Genomic DNA, 12,592 nt, shown 5'->3' on the forward strand with positions numbered 1-12,592 from the left:
TGTTAGGCCTGCCGCCAGCGTTCAATCTGAGCCATGATCAAACTCTTCAATTAAAAGCTTGATTTGCTTCAACTCGTGAAGCGATGCTCAGGGAAAAACGTCGTAATGAATTACGTGTTCACTCTGAGACTTGATATTTTTTGAGCCCGGAGGCTCTGATATCAATCCTGCGAGTGCCCACACAGATTGTCTGATAAATTGTTAAAGAGCGGTGCCACATTCTTCTGTAGCGCGGGCTGCGTATATTACGCTTTCCGCTTTATCAGTCAAGCATTTATTTTGCTTTTCTGATACTGACGCGACGTTGCGTATCGCGCTGTGCCGTGTCAGTGGAGGCGCATTATAGGGAGTTCTTTTCCTCTGACAAGCCCTAATTTCAAATTAATTTCTGAGTGTTGAGTTTTTGTACAAAACCGGGCTAAACCGCCAGTTTTTTCAGCTGCGGGAAGCCATAACGCTGCAAAACGGGCAATAATTGCACTGCCTCCTCATCCATAGCCGTACAGTAAGCTTCATTTTGATCTGCTGATTTTGCATCTGGCGACTCATGCTCCAGCAGCCAGACAGTTCGTCTCGCAATAGCGGCGCCGGAGTCGATTAAGCGTGTCCCTTCCGGCAAGACCTGCTGCAGCTCTTCACGCAGTAGAGGAAAGTGCGTACAGCCGAGCACCACAGTATCAGGCGGTTCCGGCATACGCAGCCAGGGCTGGACGATGCGCCGGACCTCTTCCGGGTCCACCTCTTCGCCATGCAGCTTCTTCTCTGCCAGCTCAACCAGCTCGGCGGAACCCAACATAGCGATGCGGCACTCACGGGCAAACTGGGTTACCAGCTCATGGGTATAGGATCGACGTACGGTAGCGCGCGTCGCCAGCAGGCCGACGATACCGTTGCGCGTCAGGCGCGCCGCCGGCTTGATGGCGGGTACAACGCCAACCACAGGGAAAGCGAAGCGCGCACGTAAAGCAGGCAAAGAGACGGTGCTGGCGGTATTGCAGGCGATCACTACCAGCGCCAGCGGATAATGCTGCGTGATGGCTTCCACTACAGCGACCACACGCTCCACAATAAACTCTTCGGTTTTTTCACCGTAAGGGAAACCGGCATTATCAAAGGCGTAGAGATAATGAAGATCCGGCAAAAGCTGCCGAATCTCATCATATACGGAGAGCCCACCGACGCCGGAGTCAAATACCAGCACGGTGGGACGCAGATTAGAAGCTGTAACTGCCGCTGAGGTAATATTCCCGTCCTGGAGTTTGATAGCCATACGCTGTCTCATAATCTTTATCGAACAGGTTGGCAATTCTACCACGAACGGTGAGGTGAGAGGTGACGGGATAAGAGAGAGCGAGATCCCATAAGCTGACACCGCCGAGCTTCACGCGCCGGGTTGTCGCACCGCTAAAGTCATTATCATAACGCTCGCCGAGATAATGATAAGTCACTGACCAGTCAAAATCGTACAGGGTCCAGTCAAGCTGATATTTCACCTGCTGTTTCGCCCGGCGCAGCAGCGCCTGATTGGTTTCACCATCGCGGGCATCAACATAGTCGTAAGAGAGTTGATGACTGAGAGGGCCGGTATCAAAGGAGGCGGTCGCTTCCACGCCTTTAATGCGCGCTTTATCGATATTGTAGTAACGATAAGTCAGCGGATCGCTGTCGATGAGATCCTTCACGTCATTACGATAGCCAGACACGCGCCAGTTAACCGGCCCGGTTAAGCCTTCAAAGCCGCCTTCCCACTGCTTGCTTTTTTCCGGATCGAGATCGCGATTGCCGTAGAAGCCGCTGTATAGCTGTCCGAGATTGGGTGCCTTGAATGCCGTACCGTAAGAGGCGAACGCGCGATAGCCATCCACGAACTCCCATGCCGCGCTGGTTTGCCAGGTATTATGCCAGCCGAACTCATCGTTATCGTCGCCGCGCACCGCCCCTTCCAGGGTCAGGCTGCCGAACTGCTGTTGCGCGGTGGCATAAATGCCGGTGTTACGTTGCTCCTGACCATCAGCTACGTAGCTGGTGCCTGGTTCTGAAGTTTGCTTTTGCCAGTCAACCCCGGCACTTACCGCGCCGTGGCCCACCTGCACGGTATTGCCCCACTGCAGATTATATTGCTCAACATCATCCAGCGTTGCGCTGGAGGGATCGTAACGGCCCGCTGCCGGACTGTAGTTGTAATCTTTGGTGTGGCTGTAGCTGGCGATCAGCTGCGTAGAATAGATCCCCTGATTAAAGCGCAGGCCGCTATCCCAGGTCTGACTGTAAAGCTGGCGCGTATCAACAAAGCCGTTCGGCGTAACGTAATCAGGATAGCCGTCATAGTCGGTGCGGTTATCGAAGCCGTAACCACGCACGAAGCCGCTGAACTGCTCATTAAACTGATGCTCCAGCGCACCATAGAGCGTTTTGCTCATAAAGCCGTCGCGATCCTTCTGCGCCGGATCGCCATAGGCATCGGGCAGGCCCGCTACCACGTCATAACCTTTGGTATAGGTATAGTTGCCCGCCAGCGTCAGTTTGGTTGCCGCGCCCAGCATCTGCTGAGTGGAGCCGTCATAAGATTGATAACCATGCGATCCCACACCCGCCGTCAGCGTGGTTCCCGATTGCGCACGGCCAGTGATGATATTAATCACGCCGCCAATGGCGTCGGAACCGTAAACGGCCGAGCGCGCGCCGCGCACATACTCAATGCGTTGTACCAGCGCCAGCGGAATCTGGCTGAGATCGGAGGAGCCGGTGATGCCCGCCTGGTTCAGACGGATGCCATCAATCAAAATAAGCACATGGCTGGAATTGGTGCCGCGAATAAAGAGCGAGCTTTGCTGCCCGAGTCCGCCATTTTGCGCCACATCGACGCCCGGCAAGCGACGCATCACATCCGTCAGGCTTTTTGACTGCCAGCGATCGATCTCTTCACGGGTCACAACGGTTGTGGGGGCCAGCACCGAAGAAACCGGCTGAGCGAATCGATTGGCGGTAACGACTTGCATATCATCATTCTGCTGCGCGAAACCGTTTTGCGCCCAGAGTGAAATCGCCGTTGCACTGAAGGCAAACAGCGAAGCTTTTGTTTTAATCATGTATAAGCATCCAAAAGACAGAGCAGGATGCCGCAGGCATACGATCGATAGCACGCGATGATCGTACGAATTGCGACGTCACACCGGTAGGTCTTCGGGCTGGGAACCATAAGATGGCGAAGACTTCCCGTCCGTACGGACAGTGTCTGCAAAGGCGATCGCCACGACGTTCCTTACCGCTGCGCGTCAGCTCCAGATTCGCACTGGATTCCCTATTAACTCATGCTGAGGCCGGCAGGCGCAGTCTACGGATAAGAAGGCCGGAAATCCAGACTTCCAGGCATCTTCTCATGGAGAGAGCTGGACATCGCCTGGTGAATACTTACAATCGCCCGGCAAGCTCGCTATTAACAGGATTGATCATGACGCCCGAACATCTCCCGATTGAAAACTATGACGCGCAACTAGCGGAAAAAGTCAGCCGTCTACAGACGATGATGACGCCTTTTGCCGCGCCCGCTGTGGAGGTGTTTCGCTCGCCGGTCAGCCATTACCGGATGCGTGCCGAGTTTCGTCTCTGGCACGACGGCGACGATATCTATCACATCATTTTCGATCAGGAAACGCGCCAGCGTATTCGTGTCGATCAATTCCCGGCCGCCAGCGAGCTAATCAACGCGATGATGCCGAAAATGATCGCTGCGATCCGCGATAACCGCACGCTGCGCCATAAGCTGTTTCAGATCGATTACCTCTCAACGCTCAGTAACCAGATCGTTATTTCGTTGCTTTACCATCGCAAGCTGGATGACGCCTGGCAGCAGGAGGCGAGCGCCCTGCGCGATGCGCTGCGTCAGGAAGGATTTGAGGTTCAGCTGATTGGCCGCGCGACCAAAACCAAAATCTGTCTCGATCGCGATTATATCGACGAGCGCCTGCCGGTAGCGGGCCGCGAGTTGATTTACCGTCAGGTGGAGAACAGCTTTACCCAACCCAATGCGGCGATGAATATCCAGATGCTGGAGTGGGCGCTGGACGTCACAACCGGCTCGCGCGGCGATCTGCTGGAGCTTTACTGCGGCAACGGCAACTTCTCTCTGGCACTGGCGCGCAACTTCCGTCGCGTGCTGGCGACCGAAATCGCTAAGCCATCGGTTGCGGCTGCGCAGTACAACATCGCGGCGAATCAGATTGAGAACGTCCAGATCATTCGTATGGCGGCTGAAGAGTTTACCCAGGCGATGAACGGCGTGCGCGCCTTCAACCGCTTGCAGGGCATCGATTTAACCCGCTACGACTGTGAGACGATATTCGTCGATCCGCCGCGCAGCGGGCTGGACGAGGAGACGGTGAAGATGGTGCAGGCTTATCCGCGTATTCTTTATATCTCCTGCAACCCACAGACGCTGTGCGATAACCTGCAGCAGCTGGCGCAAACCCATGAGATTACGCGCCTCGCGCTGTTCGATCAGTTTCCTTATACCCATCATATGGAATGCGGCGTCCTGCTGACGCGCCGGGCCTGATACGCAAAAAGGGAACCTGATGAGGTTCCCTTTTTACTTCCACAGCGGCCTTTAACGGTTGTTCTTCGGACGCTTAAAGCGCGTCGCGATCCAGAACACCAGGCAGACCATTAAAATGGTAGGAACAAAATTGGAGCCGATATCAGGATACTCGGCGCGGACAATGGCGCTGTAAACCAGAATGCCCAGCAGAAAGAAGGCGGCGGCCAGCGAAGGCATTCCTTCCGGCATATTGCGATTCAGGTAACGCTGATGCAGGCACCAGGCGGCGAGGCCCAGCGCGATCAGCGGAAAGATAGAAAAAGGGACAAAATCGCTGAACAGCACGGAAAACGAACCGTTAATTGCTAAACCGGTAATAAAAGCCAGCAACAGCGTGCCTTTATCGCGAGAGTTCTGCTCTGTCATATCATTATCCTTATCAGTTTACTCTTCAGGTTTTTCCAGGGTAACCGCCAGTCGTTCCTGCTCCCGGCGATACCAGTAATAGGCGCCTTTGGCGATCATCCGCAGTTGCAGCACCAGACGATCCTCCAGCCTGCGGCGTTGCTCCGCGTCAACGTCCAGCGCCTCTGCACCGGCGCTGAAAACAATGGTCACCATCGCCTCCGCCTGCGCTTCTGTAAAGCTGCGCGGCATATGGTTTTCCAGCTCCAGATAGTCCGCCAGTTCAGCAATAAAGTGCTGAATCTCGCGCGCGACCGCAGCACGAAAAGCCGCCGAGGTGCCGGAGCGTTCACGTAGTAAGAGACGAAATGCGTTGGGATTGTTCCCGATAAATTCCATAAAGGTGGAGACGGAAGTTTTGATGATGCTGCCGCCTTTGGCGATACGCTGCCGCGCCTGGCGCATCAGCTGACGCAGCATCAAACCGCTCTCATCCACCATGGTCAGGCCGAGTTCATCCACATCCTTGAAGTGACGATAAAATGAGGTAGGCGCGATCCCTGCTTCGCGCGCCACTTCGCGCAGGCTTAAGCTGGCGAAACTGCGCTCTGCGCTAAGCTGACTGAATGCCGCCTCGATCAGCGAACGTCGTGTACGTTCTTTTTGTTGCGCTCTGACGCCCATTATCTCTGCCTTTTAGCCATCCGGGCAGGCACTATAACAAAATTTTCAGCGTACAGACTGGCAAACTTTGTGACCGCCTGTGAACCTCACGCTTTGTCAAACCCGGTCTAAAATCGCTGTTAGAATTCAGAAATGCGCGACGAGATGTTAGAATCCCGTTGTTAAAATGTTTAAAAAAATAGGACGTATCGGTATGCAAAAGTCTTACGATTACGATGCCATTGTGATTGGCTCCGGTCCGGGCGGTGAAGGTGCGGCGATGGGACTGGTGAAACAGGGAGCGCGCATCGCAGTGATCGAACGCTACCACAACATCGGCGGCGGTTGTACGCACTGGGGCACCATCCCTTCCAAAGCGCTTCGCCATGCAGTCAGTCGCATCATTGAATTTAACCAGAACCCGCTCTACAGTGACCACACCCGCCTGCTTCGCTCCTCTTTTGCTGACATCCTGAACCACACGGAAAGCGTTATCAGACAGCAAACCGCAATGCGTCAGGGTTTTTACGAACGTAACCGCTGTGAGCTGTATCAGGGTGATGCGCGCTTCATTGATAACAACACGATAGAGATTGAGTTACATGACGGTACGCGCGAGCAGCTGACGGCGGAGAAATTTGTCATCGCCTGCGGTTCACGCCCTTATCAACCGGCAAGCGTCGATTTTACCCATCCGCGCATCTATGATTCCGACTCTATCCTCAACCTGCACCACGAGCCGGGCCACGTGATTATTTACGGCGCCGGGGTGATTGGCTGTGAATATGCGTCGATCTTTCGTGGCCTGAATGTCAAAGTCGATCTGATCAACACCCGCGACCGCCTGCTGGCGTTTCTCGATCAGGAAATGTCCGATTCGCTCTCTTATCACTTCTGGAACAACGGCGTGGTGATTCGCCACAACGAAGAGTTTGAGAAGATCGAAGGGGTGGATGACGGCGTGATTGTGCATCTGAAGTCAGGCAAAAAAGTCAAAGCCGATTGCCTGCTGTACGCCAATGGACGTACCGGGAACACCGATTCGCTGTCGCTGGAGAATGTGGGTCTGGAAGCTGACGGACGCGGCCTGCTGAAGGTGAACAGCATGTATCAAACCGCGCAGCCGCATATCTATGCGGTCGGCGATGTGATCGGCTATCCGAGCCTGGCGTCGGCCGCTTACGATCAGGGCCGTATCGCCGCGCAGGCGATTATCAAAGGCGAAGCCACGGCGCATCTGATTGAGGATATCCCCACCGGGATTTACACCATTCCGGAAATCAGCTCCGTGGGTAAAACCGAGCAGCAGCTAACGGCGATGAAAGTGCCTTATGAGGTGGGTCGTGCGCAGTTCAAACATCTGGCGCGGGCGCAAATTGTCGGCATGAACGTGGGCAGCCTGAAGATTCTGTTCCACCGCGAAACCAAAGAAATTCTCGGCATCCACTGCTTCGGTGAGCGTGCCGCTGAAATCATCCACATCGGCCAGGCCATCATGGAACAGAAAAACGGCGGCAACACGATTGAGTACTTCGTGAATACCACCTTTAACTATCCCACCATGGCCGAAGCCTATCGTGTGGCGGCGTTAAATGGCTTAAACCGCCTTTTTTAACGACTGATTCATCTTGGGCTGCATATGTGTTCGAATTGCCTCTGCCAGCTGCTCATAGCGGCTGCGCAGCGGTGATCCCGGACGATACACCAGCGCAATGGTGCGCTGCGGCACCGGCTTATAACAGGGCAGATAGCACACGCCGTCACGCACCCGCTCCTGCGGCACCGCCAGCTTTGGTAACAGCGTAATACCGCTGCCTGCCGCCACCATGTTGCGCAGGGTTTCCAGACTGGTCGCGCGGAAATGGGTATCTTCATCCGCGCCAGCTTCAAAACAGAAGCCCATCGCCTGATCGCGCAAGCAGTGACCGTCTTCCAGCATCAGCAGCTTTTCGCCCGCCAGATCGGACATCGGCACCCGGTCGCGATCGTGCCACGGATGATCTTCGTAAACGGCCAGCATCATTGGCTCATCAAACAGCGGCACCTCAATAAAGGCTTCGCTCTCTTTCACCAGCGCCAGAATCGCGCAGTCCAGCTTGCCACTGTCCAGCTGTGCCAGCAACTGCTGCGTTTGCGCCTCATGCAGATACATTTCCAGCTTCGGGAAAGTTTGATGCAGCATGGGAATAATTTGCGGCAGCAGATAAGGTCCGGTGGTCGGGATCAACCCAATATGCAGCGGACCTGACATCGCTTCGCCCTGCTGGCTCGCCATCTCTTTCAGCACTTTCACTTCGCGCAACACGGTGCGCGCCTGGTCCACCAGCAGCAGGCCAGCCTGGGTGAAAAGCACCTTACGGCTGGTTCGCTCCAGCAGCATCACGCCCAGCTCATCTTCCAGCTTACGAATTTGCCCACTCAGCGTTGGCTGGCTGACATGACAGGCATCGGCGGCACGCCGGAAATGGCGATGCTCCGCTAACGAAACCAGATATTCCAGATCACGAATGTTCATTGCTACCCTCCGTTCCACGATAGTCCGTGGCGATAAATAGAATAGCAATGAACGATTAGCCCTATCAAGCGACAGTGGGAATAATGCGTGCATTGAATCACACCGGTTTAGCCTACAGAGAGAAGATATGTTTGTAAGTCAGGAAGGTAGGTCAGTTCCCCAGGTCACGTTTCATACCCGTCAGGGTGAGCGCTGGGTTGACGTTACCACTGATGAGCTGTTCAGGGATAAAACGGTAATCGTATTCTCACTGCCCGGCGCCTTTACGCCGACCTGTTCATCGAGCCATCTTCCGCGCTACAACGAGCTGTACAGCGTTTTCGCGCAGCAGGGGGTAGACAGCATCTTGTGCGTCTCGGTGAATGATACGTTTGTGATGAATGCGTGGAAAGCCGATCAGCATGCAGAACATATCACCTTTATTCCCGACGGGAACGGTGACTTCACCCGCGGCATGAATATGCTGGTGGAAAAAGCGGATCTGGGCTTCGGCTCGCGTTCATGGCGCTACTCCATGCTGGTTTGCAACGGCGTGGTAGAAAAGATGTTTGTTGAGCCAAACAAACCGGGCGACCCGTTTGAGGTTTCAGATGCCGACACCATGTTGCGCTACCTGGCCCCCGAATTTAAGGTGCAGGAGTCGGTCTCTGTATTCACCAAACCGGGTTGCCCGTTCTGCGCCAAAGCGAAACAGCTGTTGCTGGATCACGGCGTACAGTTTGAAGAGATTGTGCTGGGTCAGGATGCGACGACCGTCAGCCTGCGCGCTGTTTCCGGTCGCGCCACTGTGCCGCAAGTTTTTATCGCTGGCCGCCACATTGGCGACAGCGATGACCTGCAGCAGTATCTGCTGTCAGCGTAAAAGAATCACTGTGTCGGCCAGGAGAGCCGGCCCTCTGATGATGTGCCTATAACAACATGTAAGACTGAAGCTAGAGGTTGGCGGGCAACTATTGCCCGCTCTTTTTTTATCTTTTATCAGCTGCCGAGACGCTGTTTCGCCTCGGTAATCGCCAGCGCCACCTGATGCGGTGAAACCCCGCCTTTGGCATTACGCTGATCCAGGCAGGATTGCAACGCCAGCATCGGATAAACATCTTCGCCAATCACGCTGCTGAACTTTTGCAGATCCGCCAGCTTCAGTGCTTCCAGCGCCACGCCCTGCTTGATCGCTTCCACAACCGCTTCGCCGACGATATGGTGCGCTTCACGGAACGGCACGCCTTTGGCGACCAGATAATCCGCCAGCTCGGTGGCGTTCGCGTAGCCCTGCTCGGCCGCTTCCTGACAGCGCGGACGCTTCACCTGAATGCCATCCAGAACCAGCACCGACATCTGCAGACAGTCAATCCAGGTGTCGAGCGCGTCGAACAGACCCTCTTTGTCTTCCTGCATATCTTTGTTGTAGGCGAGTGGCAATCCTTTCAGCGTCATCATCATGCCGGTCAGCGCGCCCTGTACGCGGCCGCACTTGCCGCGGATCAGCTCCAGCGCATCCGGGTTTTTCTTCTGCGGCATCAGTGACGAGCCAGAGGTGACTTTATCCGACAGCTCCACAAAGCCCGCTTCGCCGGTGTTGAAGAAGATCAGATCTTCGGCGAAGCGCGACAGGTGCACCATGCCGATGGCGGCATCCGAGAGCAGCTCCAGCACATGGTCGCGGTCAGAAACCGTATCCAGGCTGTTGCGGGTAGCTGAAGCGAAGCCCAGCCAGTCGGCCAGCTGCTCACGGTCGATCTCATAGGCGGTGCCGGCCAGCGCGCCGCAGCCCAGCGGGCTGACGTCGAGGCGCTTCAGGGTATCCTGCAGACGGCTTTCATCGCGCGCCAGCATCTCAACATAAGCAAGACACCAGTGGGCAAAGGTTACCGGCTGCGCACGCTGCAGGTGGGTATAGCCCGGCATCACCGCATCCTGATTGGCTTCAGCGGTCGCGGCCAGCGCCTGTTGCAGCTGACGCGTCGCGCCCAGCAGCTCGGTTACCTGCATTTTGCACCACAGCTTAAGATCGGTCGCGACCTGATCGTTACGGCTGCGGCCGGTGTGCAGCTTTTTACCCAGCGCGCCCACTTTCTCGATCAGCTGACCTTCAACCCAGCTGTGAATATCTTCCGCGTCGCTTTGCAGAATCTGTTCAGGATCGGCGCGAACCTCATCCAGCAGCGCATTCAGCGCGCTCTCCAGCTGGCTCTGCTCTTCCGCAGTGAGCACATTCACCGTGACCAGCGCTTTGGACCAGGCGACGGAACCCATAATATCCTGCTCCGCCAGACGATAATCAAAGCGCAGCGAGTCGTTGAACTGTTTGAAACGCTGGTCTGCTGCCTGGGTAAACCGTCCACCCCAAAGTGCCATGAGAATGCTCCCTCTAATCGTTAAAACAAGGGCGGCCTGAAAGCCGCCCCGAATCAGGTGTTGGGACGAGACGCGCTCGTCGAAAAATTATTTTTTCTGCTCGTTCAGCGCGCGAATGCGTGAAGAGAGCGAGAAGAGACGGATAAAGCCGCCCGCGTGACGATGATCGTAAACTTCATCTTCGCCGAAGGTCGCGAACTCTTCAGAGTAGAGGCTGTTGGCGGATTTTTTCTGAATCGCCGTGGCCTGACCTTTATAGAGCTGCAGCACCACCTCGCCGTTAACCTCTTCCGCCAGCGATTCCGCCGCGGCCTGGATCGATTTACGCAGCGGCGCGAACCAGCGACCGTCGTAAACCACATAGGACATCTCCTGGCCCAGCTGCTCGCGCCATTTGAAGCTGTCGCGATCCAGAACCAGCTGCTCAACGGCGCGCAGCGCGTTCACCATGATGGTGCCGCCGGGGGTTTCATAGCAGCCACGGGATTTAATGCCGACCAGACGGTTCTCAACGATATCGATACGGCCCACGCCATGCTTCGCGCCCAGCACGTTCAGTTTTTCCAGGCACTGGAACGGGGACATTTGCTCGCCGTTCACTGCAACAACGCGGCCTTTTTCCACCGTCACGGTGACTTCTTCAGGCTGATCCGGCGCTTCCAGCGGATCAACGGTCCACACCCAGCAATCTTTGTTCGGAGCATTCCACGGGCTTTCCAGCACGCCGCCTTCGGTTGAGATATGCCAGGCATTCTCGTCGCGGCTGTAGATTTTTTCCAGCGACGCGGTGGTCGGAATGTTGCGCTCTTTCAGGTAGTCCAGCAGTGCTTCACGCGAACGCAGGTTCCACTCGCGCCACGGCGCAACCACTTTCAGCTGCGGTGCCAGCGCGGTATAGGTGGTTTCGAAACGCACCTGGTCGTTGCCTTTACCGGTCGCGCCATGGCACAGCGCATCCGCGCCGACCTTTAGCGCCAGCTCAACCTGCGCTTTGGCGATAATCGGACGCGCCATCGAGGTGCCCAGCAGGTAGGTGCCTTCATAGAGCGCGCCGGTTTGCAGCACCGGATAGACGTAATCGCGGATAAACTCTTCGCGCAGATCGACAACGTGACACTCGGACGCACCGGACTGCAGCGCTTTTTTCTCAACGCCTTCCAGATCGCTACGCTCCTGACCGATATCCGCAACGAACGCGACCACTTCACAGCCGCCGTAGTTCTCTTTCAGCCACGGAATAATAGCGGAGGTATCGAGGCCGCCAGAGTAAGCCAGAACGATTTTTTTGATGTCTTGCGTTTGCATTTCGTAATCCTTGAATCAGTGTCGTTAAGCGAGAATCCGGGTGCCAATCGACACGCCGTTAAAAAGGGTCGGCAGCTGTTCCGCATGACGCCAGCTGGCGATATCCACCGGACGACCGAGTGTGCGCGCCGCATCAAGGGCCGCGTTCACTTTCACAATCATGCCGTCGGTGATAATGCCTTGCGCGATCAGCTGCTCGGCTTTGGCTGCGGTCATCTCTTCGATGCGCTGGCCTTTGCCGTCAAGAATGCCGCTCACGTCGGAGAGCAGCACCAGATCGGCGCCCAGCGTCGCGGCGAGCGCGGTGGCGGCCTGGTCGGCGTTCACGTTCATCAGCTCGCCATCGTCGGTCACGCCAATCGAGCTGACCACCGGCATATAGCCCGCCGCCAGCAGGGTATTCAGCAGATCCGGCGTACCCGGCGTGGCCTTGCCTACGTGACCAAGCTCTTCATCAAACTTTTCAACATTCACCATGCCGCCGTCGCCGAGGCAGAGGCCCACACCATTGATGCCGTGCTTTTTCGCCCACGCCAGCAGCGTCTTATTGGCGGTACCGGCCAGCGCGCCGGTAATAATGTCGATCTGATCGGCGGGGGTAACGCGCAGACCATTTTTCTTTTTCACCGGCAGCGCCAGCTTTTTCATCAACTCATCCACCAGGCAGCCGCCGCCATGAACGATTATCAGCGGGCGCTGATGCGCCGAGCGGTAGGTCAGCAGCGCATCAAACAGACGGGCCAGCGCTTCTTCGCTGTCCAGCAACACGCCGCCCAGCTTGATAATTAATGGATTCATCATCTCGCACACCT

The 12,592-nt window shown here is 55.9% G+C and carries 11 protein-coding genes and 1 riboswitch; of the genes, 3 read left to right on the forward strand and 8 right to left on the reverse strand.

Annotated elements, in window-relative coordinates:
• Positions 1-418 precede the first annotated feature (418 nt).
• Both murI and btuB read right to left on the reverse strand, forming a co-directional pair.
• Entirely contained in the window at positions 419-1,270 is an 852-nt protein-coding gene (gene murI, locus ABU178_RS18265; RefSeq protein WP_397217558.1) for a glutamate racemase, read from the reverse strand.
• Positions 1,215-3,089, reverse strand: coding sequence for a TonB-dependent vitamin B12 receptor BtuB (gene btuB, locus ABU178_RS18270; protein ID WP_397217560.1), 1,875 nt, complete (start codon positions 3,087-3,089; stop codon positions 1,215-1,217). Before btuB ends, murI begins: the two co-directional genes overlap by 56 nt.
• Before the next feature lie 67 nt (positions 3,090-3,156).
• Positions 3,157-3,340: riboswitch (cobalamin riboswitch) on the reverse strand.
• A 111-nt stretch (positions 3,341-3,451) separates the two neighbouring features.
• Here btuB and trmA point away from each other — a divergent pair.
• Entirely contained in the window at positions 3,452-4,555 is a 1,104-nt protein-coding gene (gene trmA, locus ABU178_RS18275; protein ID WP_397217562.1) for a tRNA (uridine(54)-C5)-methyltransferase TrmA, read from the forward strand.
• Positions 4,556-4,606: 51 nt separating this feature from the next.
• On the opposite strand, the gene ABU178_RS18280 is transcribed toward trmA, so the two are convergent.
• Positions 4,607-4,963 (reverse strand): YijD family membrane protein, encoded by a 357-nt coding sequence (locus ABU178_RS18280; protein ID WP_397217564.1) that lies wholly within the window; start codon positions 4,961-4,963, stop codon positions 4,607-4,609.
• 18 nt (positions 4,964-4,981) lie between these two features.
• Positions 4,982-5,626, reverse strand: coding sequence for an HTH-type transcriptional repressor FabR (fabR, locus tag ABU178_RS18285; RefSeq protein ID WP_397217566.1), 645 nt, complete (start codon positions 5,624-5,626; stop codon positions 4,982-4,984).
• Positions 5,627-5,819: 193 nt separating this feature from the next.
• Between fabR and sthA the strand changes: the two genes are divergently transcribed.
• Positions 5,820-7,220: a Si-specific NAD(P)(+) transhydrogenase gene (gene sthA, locus ABU178_RS18290; protein ID WP_397217568.1), complete on the forward strand. Its 1,401-nt coding sequence runs from the start codon at positions 5,820-5,822 to the stop codon at positions 7,218-7,220.
• Here sthA and oxyR read toward each other — a convergent pair.
• Positions 7,203-8,120, reverse strand: a complete 918-nt coding sequence (gene oxyR / locus ABU178_RS18295) for a DNA-binding transcriptional regulator OxyR (protein WP_397217570.1) — start codon at positions 8,118-8,120, stop codon at positions 7,203-7,205. The genes sthA and oxyR overlap by 18 nt on opposite strands.
• A 127-nt stretch (positions 8,121-8,247) precedes the next feature.
• Between oxyR and ABU178_RS18300 the strand changes: the two genes are divergently transcribed.
• Entirely contained in the window at positions 8,248-8,982 is a 735-nt protein-coding gene (locus ABU178_RS18300) for a glutathione peroxidase (protein ID WP_397217572.1), read from the forward strand.
• 116 nt (positions 8,983-9,098) lie between these two features.
• On the opposite strand, the gene argH is transcribed toward ABU178_RS18300, so the two are convergent.
• The 3 genes from argH to argB all read right to left on the reverse strand — a co-directional run bounded on the left by argH (position 9,099) and on the right by argB (position 12,581).
• Positions 9,099-10,475, reverse strand: a complete 1,377-nt coding sequence (gene argH / locus ABU178_RS18305) for an argininosuccinate lyase (RefSeq protein WP_397217574.1) — start codon at positions 10,473-10,475, stop codon at positions 9,099-9,101.
• Between the two features lie 87 nt (positions 10,476-10,562).
• Entirely contained in the window at positions 10,563-11,780 is a 1,218-nt protein-coding gene (locus ABU178_RS18310) for an argininosuccinate synthase (protein ID WP_397217576.1), read from the reverse strand.
• Between the two features lie 24 nt (positions 11,781-11,804).
• Positions 11,805-12,581, reverse strand: a complete 777-nt coding sequence (gene argB, locus ABU178_RS18315) for an acetylglutamate kinase (protein ID WP_397217578.1) — start codon at positions 12,579-12,581, stop codon at positions 11,805-11,807.
• Positions 12,582-12,592: the final 11 nt, after the last annotated feature.

The organism is Pantoea osteomyelitidis, from assembly GCF_044342975.1.
Taxonomy (GTDB): domain Bacteria; phylum Pseudomonadota; class Gammaproteobacteria; order Enterobacterales; family Enterobacteriaceae; genus Pantoea; species Pantoea osteomyelitidis.

What these genes read in the sequence shown, in the direction of transcription:
- murI (WP_397217558.1), bottom strand. Translation starts at nt 1,270, where the DNA reads ATGGCTATCAAACTCCAGGACGGGAATATTACCTCAGCGGCAGTTACA.
- btuB (WP_397217560.1), bottom strand. Translation starts at nt 3,089, where the DNA reads ATGATTAAAACAAAAGCTTCGCTGTTTGCCTTCAGTGCAACGGCGATT.
- trmA (WP_397217562.1), top strand. Translation starts at nt 3,452, where the DNA reads ATGACGCCCGAACATCTCCCGATTGAAAACTATGACGCGCAACTAGCG.
- ABU178_RS18280 (WP_397217564.1), bottom strand. Translation starts at nt 4,963, where the DNA reads ATGACAGAGCAGAACTCTCGCGATAAAGGCACGCTGTTGCTGGCTTTT.
- fabR (WP_397217566.1), bottom strand. Translation starts at nt 5,626, where the DNA reads ATGGGCGTCAGAGCGCAACAAAAAGAACGTACACGACGTTCGCTGATC.
- sthA (WP_397217568.1), top strand. Translation starts at nt 5,820, where the DNA reads ATGCAAAAGTCTTACGATTACGATGCCATTGTGATTGGCTCCGGTCCG.
- oxyR (WP_397217570.1), bottom strand. Translation starts at nt 8,120, where the DNA reads ATGAACATTCGTGATCTGGAATATCTGGTTTCGTTAGCGGAGCATCGC.
- ABU178_RS18300 (WP_397217572.1), top strand. Translation starts at nt 8,248, where the DNA reads ATGTTTGTAAGTCAGGAAGGTAGGTCAGTTCCCCAGGTCACGTTTCAT.
- argH (WP_397217574.1), bottom strand. Translation starts at nt 10,475, where the DNA reads ATGGCACTTTGGGGTGGACGGTTTACCCAGGCAGCAGACCAGCGTTTC.
- ABU178_RS18310 (WP_397217576.1), bottom strand. Translation starts at nt 11,780, where the DNA reads ATGCAAACGCAAGACATCAAAAAAATCGTTCTGGCTTACTCTGGCGGC.
- argB (WP_397217578.1), bottom strand. Translation starts at nt 12,581, where the DNA reads ATGATGAATCCATTAATTATCAAGCTGGGCGGCGTGTTGCTGGACAGC.